The organism is Petropleomorpha daqingensis (assembly GCF_013408985.1).
Lineage (GTDB): Bacteria > Actinomycetota > Actinomycetes > Mycobacteriales > Geodermatophilaceae > Petropleomorpha > Petropleomorpha daqingensis.
Map to the genome: position 1 here is coordinate 3,147,235 of NZ_JACBZT010000001.1, position 20,029 is coordinate 3,167,263.

At 74.0% G+C, this 20,029-nt stretch carries 23 protein-coding genes and 1 tRNA gene; 12 read left to right on the forward strand and 12 right to left on the reverse strand.

Annotated elements, in window-relative coordinates:
• Nucleotides 1-5: 5 nt before the first annotated feature.
• Nucleotides 6-311: a hypothetical protein gene (locus GGQ55_RS15665; protein WP_179718237.1), complete on the reverse strand. Its 306-nt coding sequence runs from the start codon at nucleotides 309-311 to the stop codon at nucleotides 6-8.
• 107 nt (nucleotides 312-418) lie between these two features.
• Here GGQ55_RS15665 and GGQ55_RS15670 point away from each other — a divergent pair, with 107 nt between their 5' ends.
• A complete protein-coding gene (locus tag GGQ55_RS15670; protein WP_179718239.1) occupies nucleotides 419-1,525 on the forward strand; it encodes an HPP family protein in 1,107 nt (368 codons plus the stop codon).
• Between the two features lie 66 nt (nucleotides 1,526-1,591).
• Here the strand turns inward: GGQ55_RS15670 and GGQ55_RS15675 are convergent, their stop codons facing one another.
• On the reverse strand, nucleotides 1,592-3,220 hold the full coding sequence (locus tag GGQ55_RS15675; RefSeq protein WP_179718241.1) for a S8 family serine peptidase: 1,629 nt from the start codon (nucleotides 3,218-3,220) through the stop codon (nucleotides 1,592-1,594).
• Between the two features lie 372 nt (nucleotides 3,221-3,592).
• Nucleotides 3,593-3,673, reverse strand: a tRNA-Leu gene (locus GGQ55_RS15680).
• Nucleotides 3,674-3,762: 89 nt separating this feature from the next.
• Here GGQ55_RS15680 and GGQ55_RS15685 point away from each other — a divergent pair.
• Nucleotides 3,763-3,990 carry a DUF3618 domain-containing protein gene (locus tag GGQ55_RS15685; RefSeq protein ID WP_179718242.1) on the forward strand — a complete coding sequence of 76 codons (228 nt, stop codon included), beginning with the start codon at nucleotides 3,763-3,765 and terminating at the stop codon, nucleotides 3,988-3,990.
• Nucleotides 3,991-4,066: 76 nt separating this feature from the next.
• Nucleotides 4,067-4,564 (forward strand): DUF427 domain-containing protein, encoded by a 498-nt coding sequence (locus GGQ55_RS15690; RefSeq protein WP_179718244.1) that lies wholly within the window; start codon nucleotides 4,067-4,069, stop codon nucleotides 4,562-4,564.
• 7 nt (nucleotides 4,565-4,571) lie between these two features.
• Here GGQ55_RS15690 and GGQ55_RS15695 read toward each other — a convergent pair whose 3' ends face one another.
• Nucleotides 4,572-5,192, reverse strand: a complete 621-nt coding sequence (locus tag GGQ55_RS15695; RefSeq protein ID WP_179718246.1) for a TetR/AcrR family transcriptional regulator — start codon at nucleotides 5,190-5,192, stop codon at nucleotides 4,572-4,574.
• A gap of 134 nt (nucleotides 5,193-5,326) precedes the next feature.
• On the opposite strand from GGQ55_RS15695, the gene GGQ55_RS15700 reads away from it, so the two are divergent.
• Nucleotides 5,327-6,424, forward strand: a complete 1,098-nt coding sequence (locus GGQ55_RS15700) for an EAL domain-containing protein (protein WP_179718248.1) — start codon at nucleotides 5,327-5,329, stop codon at nucleotides 6,422-6,424.
• Here the strand turns inward: GGQ55_RS15700 and GGQ55_RS15705 are convergent.
• Nucleotides 6,402-6,983 (reverse strand): histidine phosphatase family protein, encoded by a 582-nt coding sequence (locus GGQ55_RS15705; RefSeq protein WP_179718250.1) that lies wholly within the window; start codon nucleotides 6,981-6,983, stop codon nucleotides 6,402-6,404. The genes GGQ55_RS15700 and GGQ55_RS15705 overlap by 23 nt on opposite strands.
• Before the next feature lie 47 nt (nucleotides 6,984-7,030).
• The gene (locus GGQ55_RS15710; protein WP_179718251.1) at nucleotides 7,031-7,474 is read right to left on the reverse strand and encodes an STAS domain-containing protein; all 444 of its coding nucleotides are present in this window, start codon (nucleotides 7,472-7,474) and stop codon (nucleotides 7,031-7,033) included.
• 208 nt (nucleotides 7,475-7,682) lie between these two features.
• Between GGQ55_RS15710 and GGQ55_RS15715 the strand changes: the two genes are divergently transcribed.
• On the forward strand, nucleotides 7,683-8,945 hold the full coding sequence (locus GGQ55_RS15715; RefSeq protein WP_179718253.1) for an ANTAR domain-containing protein: 1,263 nt from the start codon (nucleotides 7,683-7,685) through the stop codon (nucleotides 8,943-8,945).
• A gap of 2 nt (nucleotides 8,946-8,947) precedes the next feature.
• Here GGQ55_RS15715 and GGQ55_RS15720 read toward each other — a convergent pair whose 3' ends face one another.
• A complete protein-coding gene (locus tag GGQ55_RS15720) occupies nucleotides 8,948-10,789 on the reverse strand; it encodes a CheR family methyltransferase (RefSeq protein WP_179718255.1) in 1,842 nt (613 codons plus the stop codon).
• 38 nt (nucleotides 10,790-10,827) lie between these two features.
• Nucleotides 10,828-11,856 (reverse strand): chemotaxis protein CheB, encoded by a 1,029-nt coding sequence (locus tag GGQ55_RS15725; protein ID WP_179718257.1) that lies wholly within the window; start codon nucleotides 11,854-11,856, stop codon nucleotides 10,828-10,830.
• A 79-nt stretch (nucleotides 11,857-11,935) separates the two neighbouring features.
• Between GGQ55_RS15725 and GGQ55_RS15730 the strand changes: the two genes are divergently transcribed.
• The 3 genes from GGQ55_RS15730 to GGQ55_RS28465 are packed head-to-tail and all read left to right on the forward strand — an operon-like array spanning nucleotide 11,936 to nucleotide 15,297.
• Nucleotides 11,936-13,090 (forward strand): acyl-CoA dehydrogenase family protein, encoded by a 1,155-nt coding sequence (locus GGQ55_RS15730; protein ID WP_179718259.1) that lies wholly within the window; start codon nucleotides 11,936-11,938, stop codon nucleotides 13,088-13,090.
• Nucleotides 13,083-13,757, forward strand: a complete 675-nt coding sequence (locus GGQ55_RS28460; protein WP_179718260.1) for a PaaI family thioesterase — start codon at nucleotides 13,083-13,085, stop codon at nucleotides 13,755-13,757. Before GGQ55_RS15730 ends, GGQ55_RS28460 begins: the two co-directional genes overlap by 8 nt.
• A 52-nt stretch (nucleotides 13,758-13,809) precedes the next feature.
• Nucleotides 13,810-15,297: an AAA family ATPase gene (locus GGQ55_RS28465; protein WP_179718262.1), complete on the forward strand. Its 1,488-nt coding sequence runs from the start codon at nucleotides 13,810-13,812 to the stop codon at nucleotides 15,295-15,297.
• Here GGQ55_RS28465 and GGQ55_RS15745 read toward each other — a convergent pair whose 3' ends face one another.
• A complete protein-coding gene (locus tag GGQ55_RS15745) occupies nucleotides 15,298-15,843 on the reverse strand; it encodes a DinB family protein (protein ID WP_179718265.1) in 546 nt (181 codons plus the stop codon). It abuts the gene before it with no gap.
• Nucleotides 15,844-15,855: 12 nt separating this feature from the next.
• Entirely contained in the window at nucleotides 15,856-16,914 is a 1,059-nt protein-coding gene (locus tag GGQ55_RS15750; RefSeq protein ID WP_179718267.1) for an NAD-dependent epimerase/dehydratase family protein, read from the reverse strand.
• A gap of 46 nt (nucleotides 16,915-16,960) precedes the next feature.
• On the opposite strand from GGQ55_RS15750, the gene GGQ55_RS15755 reads away from it, so the two are divergent.
• Complete coding sequence (locus GGQ55_RS15755; RefSeq protein ID WP_179718268.1) at nucleotides 16,961-17,311, forward strand: VOC family protein; 351 nt, start codon at nucleotides 16,961-16,963, stop codon at nucleotides 17,309-17,311.
• Nucleotides 17,312-17,314: 3 nt separating this feature from the next.
• Here GGQ55_RS15755 and GGQ55_RS15760 read toward each other — a convergent pair whose 3' ends face one another.
• Complete coding sequence (locus GGQ55_RS15760; RefSeq protein ID WP_179718270.1) at nucleotides 17,315-17,650, reverse strand: cupin domain-containing protein; 336 nt, start codon at nucleotides 17,648-17,650, stop codon at nucleotides 17,315-17,317.
• Between the two features lie 100 nt (nucleotides 17,651-17,750).
• Between GGQ55_RS15760 and GGQ55_RS15765 the strand changes: the two genes are divergently transcribed.
• Nucleotides 17,751-18,173, forward strand: a complete 423-nt coding sequence (locus GGQ55_RS15765) for an SRPBCC domain-containing protein (RefSeq protein ID WP_179718272.1) — start codon at nucleotides 17,751-17,753, stop codon at nucleotides 18,171-18,173.
• Nucleotides 18,166-18,453 (forward strand): ArsR/SmtB family transcription factor, encoded by a 288-nt coding sequence (locus GGQ55_RS15770; RefSeq protein ID WP_179718274.1) that lies wholly within the window; start codon nucleotides 18,166-18,168, stop codon nucleotides 18,451-18,453. Before GGQ55_RS15765 ends, GGQ55_RS15770 begins: the two co-directional genes overlap by 8 nt.
• A gap of 22 nt (nucleotides 18,454-18,475) precedes the next feature.
• On the opposite strand, the gene GGQ55_RS15775 is transcribed toward GGQ55_RS15770, so the two are convergent.
• The gene (locus tag GGQ55_RS15775; protein ID WP_366489449.1) at nucleotides 18,476-19,306 is read right to left on the reverse strand and encodes an alpha/beta fold hydrolase; all 831 of its coding nucleotides are present in this window, start codon (nucleotides 19,304-19,306) and stop codon (nucleotides 18,476-18,478) included.
• Nucleotides 19,307-19,466: 160 nt separating this feature from the next.
• Here GGQ55_RS15775 and idi point away from each other — a divergent pair, with 160 nt between their 5' ends.
• A complete protein-coding gene (gene idi, locus GGQ55_RS15780; RefSeq protein WP_179718276.1) occupies nucleotides 19,467-20,006 on the forward strand; it encodes an isopentenyl-diphosphate Delta-isomerase in 540 nt (179 codons plus the stop codon).
• Nucleotides 20,007-20,029 lie beyond the last annotated feature (23 nt).

Consider the following 20,029-nt stretch of genomic DNA (forward strand, 5'->3'; position numbering starts at 1 on the left):
CTCCGTCACCCGCCCGTCGCGCGCCGCTCCTCCGCCGCGGCGAAGCGCTGCGCCTCGTCGGCGTAGCGCGCCAGCCGCTCGGCGTCGCGCGTGCGCCCCTCGGCCAGCGCGGTCTCGGCCAGCAGACGCAGCGTCGCGGCGAGCTGCCGCTCGGTCTCGGCGATGTCCGCGGTGACCCGGAGCGTCTGGTCGCGCGTCCGGGTCACCTCGTCGCGGACACGCGCCAGTTGCTCCCTCAGCTCGGCGTGGGCCCGCGCGGCGAGATGGCTCTCGTCCCGGCCGCTCAGCGGCGGCTTCTCGTGCCGCGGCATGACGCGAAGCGTTCCCGTTCGCTCCGCAGCCCACAAGTGCCGTGGCGGGGCGTCTCCCACCAACACTTGGCATCGGCGTACCGTCCCGCCGACGACGGGAGGGGCGGGTGCGGGCGGACCTGCGGGCATGGCGGACGGCGTTGCGGCCGGGGCCGATCGGCTACAAGCGGGCGGAGTTCCTGCGCGGTGGCATCGGGGCGCTGATCGGGATCGGGCTCGCGGCGCTCACGGCGGAGCTGATCCCCGGCGGGCCGGCGACGCTGCCCTACATCGTGGCGCCGATGGGCGCGGCGGCCGTGCTGCTGTTCGCCGCCCCGGCGAGCCCGCTGGTCCAGCCGTGGTCGCTGCTGGTCGGCAACCTCTCGTCGACGCTGGTCGGCGTCACCGCCGGCAAGCTCATCCCGGACCTCGCCCTGGCGGCGGCGGTCGCCGTCGCCGGCGCGATCGTGGTGATGATGGCGCTGCGCTGCGTGCACCCGCCGGGCGGGGCATGCGCCCTGTTCGCGGCGGTCGCCGGCGGCGCGGTCGCCGAGCAGGGGTACGCGTTCGCGCTGTGGCCGGTCGGCGTCAACACCGTCGTCCTGCTGGTCGTGGCCGCCCTGGTGAACAACCTGACCGGCCGGCCCTACCCGCACGTGCCCGAACCGCCGCCGCCCGCGCACGGGAGCGACCTCGCGCCCAGCCAACGGGTCGGCGTGCGGACCGAGGACGTCCGGGACGCGATGGCCCGCCTCGACCGCGGCCTCGACATCCACCCCGGCGACGTGATCACGCTGATCCGCGAGGCCGAGACGCACGCGCTCGACCGCCGGCTCGGCCAGCTGCGCGTGGGCACGGTGATGGCCCGGGACGTGCAGACGGTGCGCGCCTCCGACACGCTCTACCGGGCGCGGATGGTGATCAACAACTTCCAGGTCAAGGCCGTGCCGGTGGTCGACGACGCGCAGCACGTCGTCGGGATCATCACCGTCTTCGACCTTTTCAACCGCGACGTGGTCGAGTTCGACCCGGTGTCGAAGGTGATGACCAGCCCGGTCACCACGGTCGGCGTCGACACCCCGGTCGCGCGGCTGGTGTCGCTCATGACCGATTCGGGACTGCGCAACCTGCCGGTCGTGGACGACGAGGGGCGGCTGGTCGGGATCGTCACCCGCACCGAGCTGATCGCCGTCCTCAACCAGGCGCTCGTCGGCTCCGAGCAGCTCGGCGGCTGACCGGCGCAGACGCCGAACGGCGCCCCGGCTGGTGCCGGGGCGCCGTTCGTCACCTCCCTCGTCGGGTCAGGACCAGTCGGAGCCGCTCCAGCTGACCCCGGACCAGCTGACCCCGGACCAGCTCACGCCGGACCACGAGACGCCCGACCAGCTCACGCCGGACCAGGAGACGCCGGACCAGGAGACGCCGGACCAGGAGACGCCGGACCACGAAACGCCCGACCAGGAGACGCCGGACCAGCTGACCCCGGACCAGCTCACGCCGGACCAGTTCGAGCGATTGGCGATGCCGGACGCGACCGTGCGCGAGTTGAACGTCCGGCCGTGGACGTCGACCTCACCGCTGATCCGCCGGCCGTTCACCGAGACGTGGACCGAACCACGAGCCGCCTCGAGAGAACCGGTACCGACCGAGAGCCGCCAGCGCTGCGTGGCGTTCTGCGGCGTCGGAGCGGTGGCGGCAGCGGCCAGGTTGACCAGGCCGTTGCCCTGCGCCGGCGCGCCGACACCCGGCAGCCGCGACGCGGTCCCGGTGAGCAGCGCCTTCACCTGGTCCGGCGTCAGGGTCGGGCGCTGCGAGAGCAGCAGCGCCGCGGCGCCGGAGACCACGGCGGCGGCCTGCGAGGTGCCGCTGCCACGGAACAGCCGGTCCCCGATGCGGGCAGCCGGGTAGGTCGTGTCCAGGTAGGAACCCGGGTCACGCAGGCTGACCACGTGGTCGCCAGGGGCGATCAGGTCGGGGTTGCGGGAGCCGTTGCCGTTGTTCGAGAACGACGACACGGTGTCGTCGGCCGTCGTCGCGGTGCCGTTGGTCGAGTCGCTGCCGACGGCGATCACGTAAGGGTCGCTGGCCGGGTTGTTCAGCCGCAGCACGTTGTTGCCGTCGTTGCCGGCGGCGACCACGACCACGATCCCGGACCGCCACGCCATCTCCGCGGCGTAGGCCAGCGGGTCGTAGACGTAGCTCTGCACGCCGTCGGTGCCGAACGACATGTTCAGCACGCGGATGTTCAGGCCGTTCTTGTGGCCGTTCTCCACCACCCAGTCGATGGCGGCGATGGCCTGCGAGACGTCGGTCTGGCCCTTGGCGTCGGCGACCTTGATGCTGACGATCCGCGAGTCCGGGGCCATGCCGACGAAGTCGGAGGAGTTCCCGCTGGTCGTGGTCGCCGAGGCGTCGCGGCCGCCGATGATGCCGGCCATGTGGGTGCCGTGGCCGTAGGTGTCCAGGTTCTGCGTCGGCGTGCCGGCTTCCTGGGTCAGGTCCGGGCCGTAGACGATCTTCCCGGACCCGTTCAGGCCGTCGACCGGGACGACGCCGGAGTCCACGACGGCGACGTCGACGCCCTGGCCGGTGTACCCGGCGTTCCAGAGGGTCGAGGCACCGGTCACCTGGTTGGCGATCGTGTAGAGCGAGCCGGCCTGGCCGGCCTGGGCCTCGACGTCGGCGCTGCTCAGCGTGAGCGACGCGTCCTCGGTGACCGAGGTGACGCCGGGAACCGCGCGCAGTGCCTCGAGGCGATCGCTCGGCACCCGCGCGCTGAAGCCCGAGATGACCGAGAACTGCGTGGTCACCGAACCGCCGAACGCCTCGACGGCGCGCTGCGGACCGGAACCGGTGCCCTGGCTCTCCTGGACGACGACCGGCACGAGGTCGGCGTGCGACGGCGTGGCGGCCTGGGCGGCCGTGGCCATCGCCGGCCCCGCCACCCCGGCGGCGAGGAGGAAGGAGGTCGCGACGGTCGCGATCCTCCGCGCGGACAGGGGTAGCCCACCCCATGTCACGCCTTGTGAGAAGGGGGCTCCCGCCCCGCCTCTCTCGTCGACGAGCATCACGTGCACCTCCATGTGGTGTGTGCGAGGGCCTGCGTGATGGCTTCGGCGCCGGGAGGTGCGGCCTGAAAGGACTTACGCCCATCGGGTGAACGCGTGTTCTCACCCCTGCGGGGTGGCTTACGAGAGGTGCGGCGGGCCGGCTCTCGAGCGGCGGCTCGCTGACCGGGTCGTTTGCGCTCGGGCGGCCCGACACCCGCACATGCGGCGATCTCCGGGCCGGGCCCGGACGAGTGCGGGAGGGGGGAGTCGAACCCCCACGCCCGAAGGCACCAGATCCTAAGTCTGGCGTGGCTGCCGTTACACCACTCCCGCGCGAGACCTGCAGTCTAGGAGTCGCCCGGACGGGTGCCGGAGCACGAGGCGAACGCGCTGGACGAGACGGCGTCTGGCAGGCTGTCGCCGTGCCTCGCGACCCTCGACAGATCCAGCTGGAGATCGACGCCGCCCGCGAGTCGCTCGCGGCGACCCTGGACCAGCTGGTCTACCGGAGCAGCCCCACGCGGCTGAAGGCCAAGGGGCAGGCCGCCATCTCCTCGTTCCTGCAGAGCCCGGTCGGCATGGCCACGATCGGCGCCGTCGGTCTGCTGGTGACCGTCGCCGTCGTCCGGCGCATCCGCAACCACGACTAGAAGGACCCCGGTGCCCCCCAGCCCTCGCTCCGCTCGGGCCGGGTCCCTGCACCGCGGCCGTTCCATCATCTGAACTGTGACCCACCCGAAGCCTGATCCCGTCGGTCCCGGTCAGGAGTCGGTCTGGAGCTATCCCAGGCCGCCGTCCGCCGAGGTGACCGGGCGGCACGTCGTCGTCGAGGTGGCGGGGAGCACCGTCGCCGACACCACGCGGGCGATCCGGGTGTGCGAGACCAGCCACCCACCCGTCTACTACGTCCCCCGGGACGACGTCGCCGACGGTGTGCTCGAGCGGGCCCAGGGCGGCTCGTGGTGCGAGTGGAAGGGCGCGGCCACCTACTGGGACGTCGTCGTCGCCGGGCGCCGGGTGCCGGCGGCCGGGTGGTCGTACGAGCAGCCGACCCGGGGCTACGAGCACCTCGCCGGCGCGGTCGCGTTCTACCCGGGCAAGGTCGACCGCGCGTGCGTCGACGGGCAGACCGTGCGGCCGCAGCCCGGCGATTTCTACGGCGGGTGGATCACCGACGAGGTGGTCGGCCCGTTCAAGGGCGGGCCGACCAGCCTCTGGTGGTGACCTCGGCCTACGCGTCGCCCTTGCCGCGCAGCAGCGGCAGGATCACCGTAGCCAGCACCTGGTCGGCGTAGGCGTCGTCGACGTTGTCGCCGGTGAGCAGCCAGCGCTGCACCAGCAGCGCGCTGGTGGCCTCGGCCGACAGGCTGCCGCTGACCCCCGGACGCAGCTCGCCGCGCTGCTCGGCGCGAGCCCAGACCTCGTTGAAGGCCGAGCGCCAGACCTCGAGCGGGCCGGTGCGGAACGCCTCGGCCAGTGCCGGCTGGTGCGGCACCGTCGACAGCAGCGAGAGCGTCGCCGCGCCGACCGGGCCGTTGATCACCGCGACCAGCCGCCGCAGCATCAGCCGGAGGTCCTCCTCCAGCGAGCCGGTGTCGGGGGTCTCGGCCTCCTCGCGGTTCAGCTCGGCGATGGTGTCGACGACGAGGTCCTGCTTCGTCCTCCACCGGCGGTAGATGGTGGCCTTGCCGACGCCCGCCTCGGCGGCGACGGCATCCATGGTCAGGGCGCCGTAGCCGACGTCGGCGAGCAGCCGCAGGATCGCGGCCCGGATCACGCCGTCCCGGCTGGGGTCCCGTGGGCGCCCGCCCCGGCTGGTTCGGGGTGCATCGAGGGTCGAGAGTGCGGACATGGCGCAGACCTTAGACTCTAAAGTCAGGAAAACCAGTACTTCATCGCGCCAGTTGGAACTTTCGGGTCCTGAAACTGATCCGCACGGCAGCGCGCCTGACCCGGACGGGCGAACGGCTCGTCCATCCTCGGGAAGTGGGCACGACGCAACACCAGCGGTGGGAACTCCCGGGCCGGGCCGAACGGGCCCTGATCGCCACTCCGATCACCCACGTCCTCCCGGCGGTCGCGCGCACCGCGCGCTCGCTGGGCCTGTCCGTCGAGGCCTCCGCCCGGCTGCTCGACGTCGTCGACGAGCGGGGCGGTCGATGGCTCGATCGGCTCTTCGCCCGCCTCGCCCACGAGCTCACCGACGCCGAGACGCACGTCCTCCGGGTGGTGACCGACCCGCCCGCGGACGACGTCGCCTTCGCCACCGCGCTGCTGAACGCACCGACGCTCGCCGTCGAGCTGGCCCGCCGCGGCATCACCGCCGAGATCGGCGTCCTGGCCGAGGCCGAGTTCTGGTCGGTCTACCAGCCGATCGTGTCGCTCGCCGACCGCGCGAAGGTGGCCCACGAGGCGCTGCTGCGCGGCCTGGTCGACGGCCGCGAGGTGCCCGGTGCCGATCTGTTCTTCGTCGCCGAGTCGGCCGGCTGGCTGCACCACCTCGACCGGATCGGCCGCGAGGCGGCGGTCGGCGGCGCGGCCGGGTGGCTCGGGGCGGCCGACCTGTTCGTCAACTTCGCCCCGCGCTCGATCTTCCGTGCCCAGGTCTGCCTGGCCAGCACCGAGCGCGCCGCCCACGACGCCGGCATCGCACCCGGCCGGCTGGTGCTCGAGGTGACCGAGACCGACGCGCTGGCCGACCGCGGGCACCTCGACGCGGTGCTCGAGCACGTCCGCTCGGTCGGCTGGCGGGTGGCGCTCGCCGAGGTGGGAGCGGGCTGGTCCAGCCGCACCCTGCTGGGCGCCGTCCGGCCCGAGGTGGTCAAGCTGGACAGGGGCCTGGTCCGGCAGCTCCCGGACGACGGCGCCCGCACGATGATCCGCGCCGTCGTCGACCAGGCGCACGCCCTCGGCGCCGTCGTGGTGGCCGAGGGGGTGGAGACCGAACCGCTCGCGCAGGAGGTCACCGCCCTCGGCGCCGACCTCGGTCAGGGCTGGCTGTTCGGCCGCCCCTCCCGGCCGCGCGCCGCGGTCGAGGAGTCCTCGACCGGCTGGCAGCCGGTCAGCGCAGCCCCCAGCCGGTGAGCGCCGGGCGGGCGTGCTCCTGGCCGAGCACGCCGTAGGAGCCCGCCGGCAGCGCGAACAGCGCTCCGGACTCCGCGGCCAGCTGCAGGTACCGGGCGGTGAGCACGCGGAGCACGTGACCGTGCGCGACGAGCGCGACGTCCCCGTCGGCCAGGTGCGGGCGCGCGGCGGCCAGCACGCGATCCGCCCGTGCGGCCACCTGCTCCAGGGTCTCGCCCGGCGTCTGTCCCGGGACGACGGGATCGCGCCACACCGACCACTCCCGGCCGAGGCCGGCGCTGATGTCCGCCGTCGTCCGGCCCTCGTAGCCGCCGTAGTCCATCTCGACCAGGTCGTCGACGACCGCCGTCGCCTGCAGCCCGGCGAGCTCCGCCGTCCGGCGCGCCCGTTGCCGCGGGCTCACCCACACCGCTGCGAAGTGCCGGCCGGCCAGCGCCCCGCGCAGTTCACGGGCGCGTTCCTCGCCCTCCGGCAGCAGCGGCACATCGGTGACCCCGGTGTGCTGCCCGCTCTTGCTCCACTCGGTCTGCCCGTGCCGCAGCACCACCAGCTCGCCCATGGGTGTACCTCTTACCCGCTCGGGCCCCGTCCCGGCAGGTCGAGAGGTCAGCTCCAGCGGTGCAGGCTCATCGCATCGCGGGTGGGACGGCGCGGCGGATCGGGTCGCAACGACGGAGGACGGTGGGCCGGCCGGGGCTGCGGTCCGGCCGGATCGGGCTTCGGGAGCTCGGTGATGGGGCCGTCGAGCTCGAGGACGTCGGTGAGGTCGGCGGCCCGGATGAGCCGCCGGGTGGCCGGGCCCGCGCCGACGATGCGGCAACCGCGGCCGGCGCGGCCCAGCTCGCCGCTGATCGTGGCGAGCGTGCGCAGGGCAGAGCTGTCCCAGAAGCGCGCTGCGGCCACGTCCACGACGAGGCCACGCGTGCCGAGCGACGCCGCCTGGGCGAGCGCGTCGGCGAGCAGGGGGACGGTGGAGAGGTCGGCGTCGCCGGTGAGCCGGACGACGACCTGGTCGGGAGCGGGGACGAGAGCGACGTTGAGCAGTGGCACGGGGTCTCCGAGCGGGGGATGCGCCGGGGGGTCTGGGGCTCGGGGGCTGAAGACGCTTCCGAGCCTAGGGCGTTCCCTCGGTGGTGACAACAGAAAGTTATGACTTGACTCCGTTGTGTTTAGAGTCTTTCGCCAAGTACGAGCCGGGACCGAGGTTTCTGCCGCTCTCCCCTCGGTACCGTTGACCTCGTCGGGCAGGGGGTGGGCGATGGCGGAACTCCAGCACGACTTCGCGGAGCCCGCGGCGCCGCTCCCGCAGAAGGTCCTCGCCGCGCTCGGGGATCTCGAGATCGCGCACGAGGAGCTGCGGGTCGCCGAGGAGGAGCTCGACGACCAGCGCGCGCAGATCGAGCGGCTCGTCGCCCTCCACGACACCGGCCAGCGGTGGCGGGACCACCTGTTCGCCCTGCTGCCGGTCGGTGTCCTCGTCACCGATGCCGGGGGCAAGATCCTCGAGACCAATGCGAGCGCCGCCGCGCTGCTGGGTGTGCGGCCGGTCCACCTGCCGGGCAAGCCGCTGCTCGTCTTCGTCGCCAATGACCACCGCCGGCTGGTCCGCGATCTGCTCGGCCGGCTCGGGCGGGGCAAGGCGGAGCTGCACGCCACCGTGCAGCTCACGCCGCGCAGCGGCGAACCGGTCAGCGCCGACCTCGTCGCCGTCCCCGATCCCGACCAGGAGCCCGGAACGCTGCGCTGGATCGTCCTGCCCCAGGGCGATCGGCCGGCTCAGCCGCCGTCGGTGGCCGGGGAACACCCCGACGAGTCGCTGCAGGTGGCGACCGCGCTGGGGCAGCTGTGCACGCTGCCCGCCGACGGCTCCGACCAGCAGCGGCTGCTCGGCCGGATCGCGCTGGTGGTCGGAGCCGCCGTCCCCGGTGCGACAGGGGTGAGCGTCACGATCGGCGACCCGGTCGCACCGGACCGGGTCGCCACCGACTCCGCCGAGGCGCAGGTCTTCGACGGCCTGCAGCTGCGCACGGGGGAAGGGCCCTGCGTCGACGCCTACCGGGACGGCACGGTGACGGTGTCCGCGGACGCCACCGCGGATCCGCGGTGGCCGGGGCTGGCCAGAGCCGCCCGGGGGCAGCGGGTCAGGAGCGCGCTCGCCCTCCCGATCCGGGTCGCCGACGAGCGCACCGGCGTCATCAACGTCTACTCGACCGAGCGCGGGGCCTTCGCGACGCAGACGGTGCGGGTCGGCGAGATCGTCGCCTCCGCCGTGGCCGCCGTCCTGCGCGACGTCAGCGAGCGCGCGTCGCTGCAGGCGCTGATCCACCACCTGGAGCGGGCGCTGCACTCGCGGGCGGTGATCGAGCAGGCGAAGGGGATCGTCATCGCCCACCACGGCGGAACCGCCGACGAGGCCTTCGCCCGCCTGGTGGCGTTCTCCAGCCGGCAGAACGTCAAGCTCCGCGACCTCGCCGAGCTGATCGTCCGCGAGGGCGGGACCACCCCCCTCAAGGGTTTGTGACCTCAGTCCTGGCGGGGGTCCATCACGACGAGCAGGCCGGAGCCGCCCATCGGACGGTTGCGCAGCGGGCTGACGGTCACCCGGACCTCGATCGAGCGGCCGCGCCGGTTGACCGCCGGCACGGTGAGCTCGCCGTGGTCGCCGTCGGCCCGCGGGTCGGCGCGCAGCAGCGGGGTGAGCCGGTCGACGGGCAGGCCGATGTCCAGGTCGGCGAGGGTCTGACCGATCGCCTCCTCCTCGCGCACGCCCCAGAGGTCCTCGGCCGAGGTGTTCCAGGCGACCACGCGGTACTGCTCGTCGAGGACCGCCACCCCCGGCCGCAGGCTGGCCAGCACCGTGGTCAGCAGGTCGGCGCGGCTGGACACCGACTCGGTCTCCTGGCGCAGCTCGTCGTTGCCGGAGTGGAGCTCGTCGTTCATCGACTGGAGCTCCTCGTTCATCGTCTCCAGCTCCTCGTTGGTCGACTGGAGCTCCTCGTTGGTGGTCTCCAGCTCCTCGACCGTGGACTGCAGCTCCTCGTTGGTGGTCTCCAGCTCCTCGTTGGTCGACTGCAGCTCCTCGTACGCGGTCTCCAGCTGCCGGTTGGCGTACTCCAGCTCGCTCTGCAGCTGCCGGTAGCGCGTGACGTCCTCGAAGATGACCGTCGTCCCCAGCGGCTGGATGTCCTCGTCGGCGAGCGGCACGACCTGCACGTCGAGGACCACCGGGTCGGAGCCGGCGCGGTGCAGCTCGACGCCGCGGATCCACTGCGTCCGGCGGTCGCGCCCGGCCTGCTCGATGTGGCTGCGCAGCTCCACCGGCCGGTAGGAGAGCTCGAGGTCCTGGAACGGGCGGCCGACGTCCCGCGGCGCCAGGGAGAACAGCCGTCCGGCCTGCTGGTTGGCCAGGGCCAGGCGGCCCTCGGTGTCGATGATGACCTGGGCCGCGGGGGAGGAGAGCCACGCCTGCTCGCGCAGGAGCCCGGAGGCGCCGTCGGCGGCGTCGGCCGCCGTCGCCCCGATCAGGCCTGCGCGCATCCGCCGGTCGGGGACCGGCCGGTCGTCGCGTCGCTTGAACAGCCTCTTGGAGAGGTCCACCGGGCTGAACGTGGTCGCGTGGGAGAGCAGCAGCTCGGCCTTGCCGAGGAACAGCACCCCGTGCGGCTCCAGGGCGAAGTGCAGCCGGCCGAGCACCCGCTGCTGGGTCATGGCGTTCAGGTACATGAGCGTGTTGCGGCACAGCAGCAGATCGACGTGCGAGATCGGCGCGTCCTGCACGAGGTCGTTGCGGCCGAAGATCACCGACCGGCGCAGGTCCTTGCGGAAGACGTACCGGGAGCCCTCGCGCTCGAAGAAGGTGGCCAGCCGTTCCGGGCTCACGCCCTCGACCTCGTGCTCGGTGTAGCTGGCCAGCCGGGCGGTGGTCAGCGCCTCCTCGTCGACGTCGGTGGCGTAGATCTTGACCCGGTCACGGAACTCCTCGATGCCGATCTGCTCGGCCAGCAGCATGGCCAGGCTGTACGCCTCCTGCCCGGATGCGCAGCCGGCGCTCCAGGCGCGGATCGGGCGATTCCTGGCGACGAGGTCGGGCAGCACGTTGCCGGCCAGGAACTCCCACGACTCGGGGTCGCGGAAGAACGAGGTGACGTTGATCAGGATCGTGTTGAACAGGCTGGTGAACTCGTCCTGGTGCAGCTCGAGGTGGTCGCGGTACTCGCTGAACGAGCCGATCCCCACCTCCTGCATGCGCCGGGTGACCCGGCGGGCCAGGCTCGGCCGCTTGTAGCCGGTGAAGTCGAAGCCGCGGCTCTCCTTCAGCCACTCGAGGAGTGCCTCGAAGTCAGGATCGGGCTCAGGATCGGCCACCGGTGGCCCTCCTCTCGGGACGTGGGCAGCATCCTGCCTCAGGCGACGCCGTCCTCAGGGACGACGGGGGTGTCGCGGGTCGCGCGTTCCAGCAGGTCGCGGACCAGGACGGCGGCCTGATGGGCATCGTCGGCCCGTTCCTCGAACGTGCGCCCCGTGAGCTCGTGCCCGGCGGCCGACGCCCGCGCGGCCATCGCCCGGGACAGCTCGGCCTTCTCCTCGAGGGTGCGCAGGGCCATCCACAGCGCGCCCTCGACGGCGCTCGTGTGCTGGGCGGCGAGGCTCTCGGCCGACCACGCGTGGCCGACCAGGCAGCGGAACCGGTGCAGCACGCCGTCCGGGATCCGGAACAGCGGGCCGTGGCAGTCGGGGCAGGTGAGGGGCACCGGGTCACCGGGGTGGCTCTCGGCCCCCCAGGACTCGCCGTCCAGGTGCGCCATGGCGTTCTCCATACGCATGTCGAGGGGCGCGGGCGCGACCTGGACGTCGTCCCCGAGGTCCTCGCGGGTCAGGCGCCCCAGCAGGGGCCCGATCTCCGCGGCGGGCAGCACGTGCGCGGCGCCGACCGCGCCGCGGGCGGTGCGCGGCATGCTGTCGTAGAGCGCCTCGGTGGGGTCCTGGACGACGGCGGCGCCGCCGCGCGAGGCGATGGCGAGCATGCCGGAGGCCCCGTCGTCGAGCGCCCCGGACAGGACGACGCCGATCACGCGCGGTCCCGCCACCTGCGCCGCCGAGCGGAACAGCGCGTCGACCGACGGCCGGTGGCCGTTCTCCCGGGGGCCCAGACTCAGCGTGAGCCGTTCGTCCTCGGTGAGCAGCAGGTGCCGGTCGGGCACGCCGACGGTCACCGTGCCGGGCACGAGCGGAGCGCCCTCGATCGCAGCGCGCACCGGCAGCGAACTCGGCCTGGTCAGGACCGAGGCGAGGGCGCTGCGGCCACCGCCCGGCATGTGCAGCACCACGAGCACCGCCGCGGGCAGGTCGGCGGGCAGTCCGGACACGAAGTCGCGCAGCGCCTCGACGCCTCCGGCCGAGGCGCCGACAACCACCACGTCTCGATGGGCCACGGGTCCATCCTCGTCCCTTCCGCGCCGCATTGCGCCACCCGCTGCCCGGCCACTGGACGCCGGGCGTCACCATGGCGCCATGGACGCCGAGGACTTCCGCCAGATCCGCGACGCCGTCCGCGACCTCGTCCGCGAGCAGGTCGTCCCGCGCGAGGAGCAGATCGAGGACGACGACCGCATCCCCGACGAGCTGCGCGCCACGGCCGCCGAGATGGGCCTGTTCGGCTACGCGCTGCCGGAGGAGCACGGCGGGCTCGGCGTCACCATGTCCGAGGACGTCCAGCTCGCCTTCGAGTTCGGCTACACGACGCCGGCCTTCCGCTCGCTGTTCGGCACCAACAACGGCATCGCCGGGCAGGTCATCGCGAAGTTCGGGAACGAGGAGCAGAAGAAGAGGTACCTGCCGCGGCTGGCGGCCGGTGAGCTGATCGGCTCGTTCGCGCTCACCGAGGCCGAGGCGGGCTCGGACCCCGCCGGCCTGCGCACCGCGGCCCGGCGGGACGGCGACGGGTGGGTGATCAACGGCTCGAAGCGCTACATCACCAACGCGCCCCTCGCCGACGTGTTCATGGTGTTCGCGCGGACCGATCCGGAGCAGAAGGGCGGCCGCGGCATCTCCTCGTTCGTCGTCGAGGCCGCGACGCCGGGGGTCACGGTGGGGCCCAAGGACAAGAAGATGGGCCAGTCCGGAGCCTGGACCGCGGAGGTGTTCTTCGACGACGTGCACGTGCCGGCCGAGGCGCTGATCGGCGAGGAGGGGCGCGGCTACGCCAAGGCGCTCACCGTGCTCTCCCGCGGCCGGCTGCACATCGCCGCGCTCTGCGTCGGCATGGCGCAGCGGGTGCTCGACGAGTCGGTGGCCTACGCCGCGTCGGCCAAGCAGGGCGGCGCGCCGATCGGCCGCTTCCAGCTGGTGCAGGCGATGCTCGCCGACATGCACGCCGAGCTGCTCGCCGCGCGCGCCCTCGTGGTCGACGTGGCCGCCCGCTACGACAGCGGCGAGGACACCTCGGTCGGCCCGTCGTCGGCCAAGCTGTTCTGCACCGAGATGGTCGGCCGGGCCGTCGACCGGGCGGTGCAGGTGCACGGCGGGCTCGGCTACCTGCGCACCACGCCGGTCGAGCGGTTCTACCGCGACGCCCGGCTCTTCCGGCTCTACGAGGGCACCAGCGAGGTGCAGCGGCTGATCATCGGCGGCGCACTGCTGCGCGACGCGGGCATGGCCCGTGGCTGAGGACAGGGCGGCCCGCCGTGACGCCGTCGGTGCCCTCGGCGACGCGCTGCGGGACCTGGTCGACGCCGCCGTCCGGACCGAGGTGCCGATCCCCGATCTCGAGAAGGCCGCCCTCCTGGCCGGCGAGATCACCCAGCTGCTGCGCGCCGACCTCCGCGAGGTGCACGAGATCGCCTCGGTCGACGACCCCGAGATCGGCGAGCGCTGGTACAGCCCGGTCTACGGGCCGGGCAGCCCGGTCGCGCCGCCGATGCTGGTCGAGGACTTCCCCGACGAGGGCCGCTGCGTCGGCCGGGTGACCGTGGGCAAGAAGCACGAGGGGCCGCCCGGGCTGGTGCATGGCGGCGTCCTCGCGATCCTGCTCGACCACGTGCTCGCCCGCTCGGCGCGGGCCGCCGGGCACGGCGGGCTGACCGCGACGCTGACGGTGACCTACCGCCGCCCGGTGCACCTGGGCGTTCCTCTGGTGCTCACCGGACGGCTGGGCTCGGTCGACGGCCGGCGCGCGACCGCGACCGCGCGGCTGGTGGCCGAGGACGACCCCGCTACGACGCTGGCCGAGGGGGAGGCGGTGCTGGTCGCCCTGCGGTCGGAGCGCGCCTCGGAGGTGTTCGCGAAGACCGGCCGCGCCGTCGGGGCCTGGACGACCAGGTCGTCGGACGGCTGACCCGGCGGAACGCAGGTGACGAGCCGGTCCGGTTCCGCTACGGTCCGCGGCCGTGGCATCGGGCTGGGTGGCCTACGGGCCGGGCATCGACACAGGGGGTGCGCCCCCTCCGGAAGAACTGCGGCCGGAGCTCGCCGACGTCGGCCGGCTGCTGCGCCGCGGCGTGCGGGCCGTGGTCGGCGCCGCGCGCGCCGACGAGCGGGTCACGCTCTCCCGCATCCTCGCCGAGCACCTGGGGGACGGCGCCGCCGGGCTCGAGGTCGTGCAGGAACGCGCCCCGAGCTACGAGCACGTCAACCTGCAGGCCGGGCTCGACGCGTGGCTGGACGACCCGGGCCGGACGTTCGAGCTGGTCGGCATCGTCGGCTACCAGCACCGTCCCTTCGGCCTCGGTGAGCTGCTGACCGGCATCGACGGCTCGGCGCACGACCCGTTCGGTCCCCGGCCGGGCAACCCGTCGCGGGTCAACCGTGCGGCGGGCCCGGACGGGGAGGTGCGGCCGTGCATCCGCTGCGGTCTCTACCTGGTCACCGAGGGGGAGACCCGGCTCGCCGTGTTCTTCCGCGGGCCGGAGCCGGAGATCGGCATGCCCGTGTCCTCGCTGCACGTGACCGGCACGGATCCGGAGCGGGCGCGGCAGGCCGCGGCCGAGATCCGCGCGGAGGCGCTGGCGCGCAACGTCTTCCGGGGTCAGGTGCTGTCGTTCGGCGGCGAGGTGTTCGGGTTCGAGGTGTTCGGGCAGGGCGAGGCGCTGCTGTCCTTCCACCGCCGTCCGGTCATGACCGCCGACCAGCTCGTCCTCGACGCCGGCACCCTCGCCGAGGTGCAGCGCCAGGTGGTCGAGGTCGCCCGGCACAAGGAGCGCCTGCTTGCCGCGGGCCAGCACCTCAAGCGCGGGCTGCTCCTCTACGGCCCGCCGGGGGTCGGCAAGACGCACACCGTCCGCTTCCTGATGAGCCGGCTGGTCGGCACCACCGTGGTCCAGCTCAGCGGCGGCGCGCTGCAGTTCATCTCGGAGGCCTGCTCGATCGCCCGCGCGCTGCAGCCGGCGATGGTCGTGGTGGAGGACGTCGACCTGATCGCCGAGGAGCGCGGTATGCACCCCGGCCAGCACCCGTTGCTGTTCCAGCTGCTCAACGAGATGGACGGGTTGGCCGAGGACGCCGACGTCGTCTTCGTGCTGACCACTAACCGGCCCGACCTGCTCGAGCCGGCCCTGGCCGCCCGCCCGGGGCGGGTCGACCAGGCGGTCGCGCTGCAGCTGCCCGACGCCGGCGCGCGGCGGGCGCTGTTCGAGCTCTACCGCGGCGACCTCGACGTCGACACCTCGCGCCTGGACGACGTCCTCGCCCGGACCGACGGGGTGACCGCGTCGTTCCTCAAGGAGCTCCTGCGCCGGGCCGCCCTCGTGGCGGCGACCCGCACGCCCGGCGACGGGTCGATCGCCGTCTCGGCCGACGACCTGGAGGCCGCCCTCGACGAGCTGCTCGACGCGCGCAACGCGATGACCCGCGCCCTGCTGGGCGGCGCGCCCGGGTAGCTACTCCCCGGTCTCGCCGTCGACCGCCTCGCGGAGCAGGTCGGCGTGGCCGTTGTGCCGCGCGTACTCCTCGACCATGTGCACGAGGATCCAGCGCAGGCTGGGCCGCGTGCCGTCGCGGGAGGGGCGGGCGGCGAGCCGGTCGAGGCCGCCGTCGGCCAGCGCCTCGTCGACCGCCGCCCGCGACCGCTCGACCGACGCCTGCCACTGCGTGCGCAGCTCGTCGGGCGAGTCCTGGCCGGCCGAGTGCCACTCCCAGTCGGGGTCGGCGTCCCAGTCGACGGCGTCCCAGGGCGGCGGTTCGGGCCGGTCGTGCAGGCGCTCGGTGAACCAGTGGTCCTCGACCAGCGCGAGGTGCTTGAGCAGCCCGCCGAGCGTCATGGTCGACGGGGCGTGGGGAGCGCGCAGCGCGTCGGCGCCCAGCCCGGCGGTCTTCCAGGCCAGCGTCGCCCGGTGGAAGTCGAGGAAGCCCAGCAGCGTGGCCGGTTCGTCGGCGGCCGCAGGTGGTTCGGGTCGGCCCTGGTCGTCGACCTGCATCTGCGTCATGCGCCCAGCGTGTCAGTCGGCGGCCGGCTCGAGCAGCGGACCCGGGCCGCCCTCGCCCCGGCCCAGGGCGGCGACGAACTCGGCGAGCACCTCGTCGCCCTGGTGGACCGGCGCCCAGTCGAGCAGCGTGCGGGCCCGGGTGCTGTCCAGCGCGGGCGCGTGCACGCCCATGTCCAGCCAGCCGGGTTCGGTGGGCACCAGCCGCGCGTGGAAGGCGGCCGACAGCGCCGTCCGCAGCACGGGCGCGGGTACCGGCACCCGCACGTTCCCCAGCACCTTCGCGAGCGCGTCGCCGTCCATGAGCGGCTCGGCGGCGAGGTTGAACGCGCCGGACGCACGGCGGTCGAGGACGCGCTCGAGGGCGTCGGCCACGTCGTCGGCGTGCACGAACGCGACCGCCAGCCCGGGCAGGGGGAGGGGCAGCAGGTGGGCCAGCCGCGGCGGGAGCCGCCGGCCGAGGCCGAGCACGACCGGGCCGAGGAAGTAGCGGCCGATCTCGCTGGCGGCCTCCGGCTGCAGGATCAGCGTCGGGCGGACGACGGCGCCGACCACCTCCGGGTGCCGGCCGAGCAGTTCGCGCACGGCCCGCTCGGCCTCCGCCTTGTCGCGGCTGTACTGCGACGTCGGGATGCCGGTGGTCGGCCAGTCCTCGGTCACCTTCGTGCCCGCCGCCCCGGGCGCGTAGGCGCCGAGCGAGGACATGTGGACGACGTGCTCGACCCCCTGCGCGATCGCGGCGCGCACGACGCGGCGGGTGCCCTCGACGTTGACCCGCCGCAGCGCCTCGGGGTGCCGGCCCGGCTGCAGCGCCCAGGCCAGGTGGACCACGGCATCGACGCCGTCCAGGAACTCGGTGAGCACCCCCTCGCTCGCCGCCTCGCCGAGGTCGGCGAGGAACCACCGCACCTCGTCGTAGGGGCCGACGGCGGGCGGTAGCCGGCGGGAGAGGGCGCGGATCTCGGTCGCGCCGCTGCCGGTGAGCCGGCGCAGCAGCGCCGTCCCGACGTTGCCGCTGGCGCCGGTGACGGCGACGGTCTTCCCCGCGAGGTGGCCGGTGGAGAGGTTCGCCATCACCCGGCGCTACCCAGCCCGTGGCGGGAGAACCTACGGTCGCGGCGTGATCAAGGGAGCGCACGTCATCCTCTACAGCGCCGACGCCGACGCCGACCGGCGGTTCCTGATCGACCTGCTGGGCCGGCCGACGGTCGACGCGGGGGGCGGCTGGCTGATCGCGCAGCTGCCGCCGAGCGAGGTCGCCGTCCACCCTGCGGAGGCCTCGGGCGCCATCGAGCTCTACCTGGTGTGCGACGACGTCGAGGCGACCGTCGCCGAGTGGACCGGCAGGGGCGTGCCGTTCGAGACGCCGATCAGCGAGGAGCGCTGGGGCCGGGTGACCGCGTTCCGGCTCCCCGGGGGCGGCCGGGTGGGCCTGTACGAGGCCCGGCACCCGCTCGCGTTCGAGCTCTGAGCGCTACGCCGGGCCGAGCGCCGCGCCGGCGCCGCCCGACGGGCCGCCCTTGAGCTCGACGAACAGCACGTGCGTCGGGCTGTCCCCGATGTTCTCCCCGGCGTGCTCCTGCGCGGGCAGCCAGCCGGTCGTCCCGGCCGCGATCTCCACGTCGCGGTGCTGCCCGTTCTGGTGCAGCCGGCGGCGGAAGGAGGACAGCGTGTACATGACGCTGTCCGGGTGGGCGTGCGGCGTCGTCCGGTCGCCCGGCTGGTCGGTGTATTCCAGGACGCGCACCTGGTCGTTCTCGAAGACGACCTTGTAGAACTGCGCGTTGCTGACGGCCGGGTCGAGATCCATGGCCGGACACGATGTCCTGCTTGTTCGCCGGCCGCCAGCCCTTCCGTGCTCGGTAACGAACGGTTTACGGTAACCGCACGGTGACCGACAGGAGGCGCGCATGAGGTCGTACGAGTCCACGGCGAGCATCGCGGCGAGCCCCGACGACGTGTGGGCCGCGCTGGTCGACGCCGGTAGCTGGCCGAGCTGGGACTCCGGCGTCGACGCCGTGGAGGGCACCCTCGCCGAGGGGCAGAAGATCACCATCCGCTCGTCGGTGGCGCCGGGGCGGGCGTTCCCGGTGACGGTCACGGCGTTCGAGCCGTTCTCCCGGCTGGTGTTCTCCGGCGGCATGCCGCTCGGCCTGTTCCGCGGGGAGCGGACCTACACGCTGACCCCGGACGGCGCCGGCACCGCCTTCCGCATGCGGGAGGAGTACAGCGGGCCGCTGCTGCCGCTGATCTGGAGGTCGATGCCCGACCTGCAACCGTCGTTCGACCAGTTCGCCGCCGGGCTCGAGCAGCGCGTCGAGTCGGGTGCCTGAGCGGGCCGCAGGGAGGGCGTTCGAGGCGCTGGGGGACCCGAACCGGCGGGAGATCCTGAGCCTGCTCAGCGCCGGCGGGCGCTCGGTGCGGGAGATCGCCGAGGCGCTGCCGATCAGCCGGCCCGCGGTCTCTCGGCACCTGCGGCTGCTCAAGGAGGCGGGGTTCGTCGCCGAGGAGCCGCGTGGCACCCGGCGCATCTACCGGCTGCGCGAGGAGGGGCCGGCCGCCGTCCGGGCCTACCTGGAGCAGGTGTGGGGGAACGGCGCCGCCCGCTCATGAGCACCGAGCCGCTGCGCCGTGCTCACGCCGTCTTGACGTGCGCGGCGACGAGCGCGGCGGCCTCGCCGGCGGCGAGCTCGGGGATCCAGTGCGAGATCCCCTCGAGCACCTCCAGCCGGTAGGGGGCGTCGACGAAGCGGGCGCTCGCCTCGGTCGCGGTGCGGCCGAGGAAGGGGTCCGCGGTGCTCCACACGTGCAGGGTGGGCACCCGGACGACGCCGACCCGGTCGCGGGCGCTCCACGGGATCGCCCGGTACCAGTTGAGCGCCGCCGAGAGGGCATCGGGCTCGCGCATGCGCTCGACGTAGTGGTCGACCGTCGCCTCCGGCAGCCCGGAGCGCACGAGGGCCCGGCGCAGCGCCGCACCGCCGCGGGCCAGCAGGGCCGCCTCGGGCAGGAACGGCAGCTGGAAGGCGCCCATGTACCAGGAGCGCACGCCCTGGCCGGTGGTCAGCCAGGCGTGCTGCATCGCGGAGGGGTGCGGGGTCGACAGCGACGTCATGGTGAGCAACCGGTCGGCGTGCCACGCACCGAGCGCCCAGGCCACGGCGCCGCCCCAGTCGTGACCGACGACGTGGGCGCGGTCGATCGCCGCGGCATCGAGCAGGGCGACGACGTCGTCCGCCGCCTCCCGGATGCGGTAGTGCGCGCGGCCGACCGGGCGCGCGCCGGGGGAGTAGCCGCGCTGGTCGGGGGCGAGGGTGCGCAGCCCGGCCGCGTGCAGCGCCGGCGCCATCCGGTCGAACGCCGTGCAGTCCTGGGGGAAGCCGTGCAGCAGGACGACCGGCTCGCCGTCGGGCGGTCCGCCGTCCTGGACGTCGAACACCATGTCGCCGCGCCGGAAGCTGTCCACGCGCCCACTCTGCCGCGCGGTCCGGCCACCCGCGCGGGGTGGTCGCGACCCTCGCGGCACATCACGCGGTCCGCGACCACACCGCGAGGTCGACGGCGCCGTCCCGGCTCACGATCAGCTCAGCTGATCGTGGCCGCGCTCGGCCTGGGACGATGGGGGCATGGAGCTGATCGTGCTGGTCGACGACGAGGGGACGGCGATCGGCACCCTGCCCAAGGCCCAGGTGCACCACGGCGACACGCCCCTGCACCGCGCCTTCTCCGCTTACCTCTTCGACGACGCGGGCCGGCTGCTGGTGACCCGCCGCGCGGAGCAGAAGGCCACCTTCCCGGGGATGTGGACCAACACCGTGTGCGGGCACCCCGGCCCGGGGGAGGACGACGCCGCCGCGATCGCCCGCCGCGCCGGGTTCGAGCTGGGGCTGACCGTGGCCGACCTGCGGCCGGCGGTGCCCGGCTACCGGTACCGCGCCGAGTTCCGGGGCGTGGTGGAGAACGAGATCTGCCCGGTCTACGTCGGCCGCTTCGAGGGCACCCCGGCCCCCGAGCCGACCGAGGTGGCCGACTGGGAGCTGCTCGACTGGGCGGCGTTCCGGCGCCGGCAGGACAGCGAGGGCGACGCCTGGTCCCCGTGGTGCCGGGAGCAGGCGAGGCTCATCGAGGAGACCGGGCTCATCGCGGACGCCGGCCCGGTGCCGTGACGACGGAGGGGATCCGCGAGCGT

Coding starts and splice junctions, on each gene's coding strand:
- GGQ55_RS15715 (WP_179718253.1), top strand. CDS start 7,683: ATGGCGGAACTCCAGCACGACTTCGCGGAGCCCGCGGCGCCGCTCCCG.
- GGQ55_RS15705 (WP_179718250.1), bottom strand. CDS start 6,983: ATGGGCGAGCTGGTGGTGCTGCGGCACGGGCAGACCGAGTGGAGCAAG.
- GGQ55_RS15695 (WP_179718246.1), bottom strand. CDS start 5,192: ATGTCCGCACTCTCGACCCTCGATGCACCCCGAACCAGCCGGGGCGGG.
- GGQ55_RS15745 (WP_179718265.1), bottom strand. CDS start 15,843: ATGACGCAGATGCAGGTCGACGACCAGGGCCGACCCGAACCACCTGCG.
- GGQ55_RS15730 (WP_179718259.1), top strand. CDS start 11,936: ATGGACGCCGAGGACTTCCGCCAGATCCGCGACGCCGTCCGCGACCTC.
- GGQ55_RS15675 (WP_179718241.1), bottom strand. CDS start 3,220: ATGGCCACGGCCGCCCAGGCCGCCACGCCGTCGCACGCCGACCTCGTG.
- GGQ55_RS15665 (WP_179718237.1), bottom strand. CDS start 311: ATGCCGCGGCACGAGAAGCCGCCGCTGAGCGGCCGGGACGAGAGCCAT.
- idi (WP_179718276.1), top strand. CDS start 19,467: ATGGAGCTGATCGTGCTGGTCGACGACGAGGGGACGGCGATCGGCACC.
- GGQ55_RS15765 (WP_179718272.1), top strand. CDS start 17,751: ATGAGGTCGTACGAGTCCACGGCGAGCATCGCGGCGAGCCCCGACGAC.
- GGQ55_RS15750 (WP_179718267.1), bottom strand. CDS start 16,914: ATGGCGAACCTCTCCACCGGCCACCTCGCGGGGAAGACCGTCGCCGTC.
- GGQ55_RS15760 (WP_179718270.1), bottom strand. CDS start 17,650: ATGGATCTCGACCCGGCCGTCAGCAACGCGCAGTTCTACAAGGTCGTC.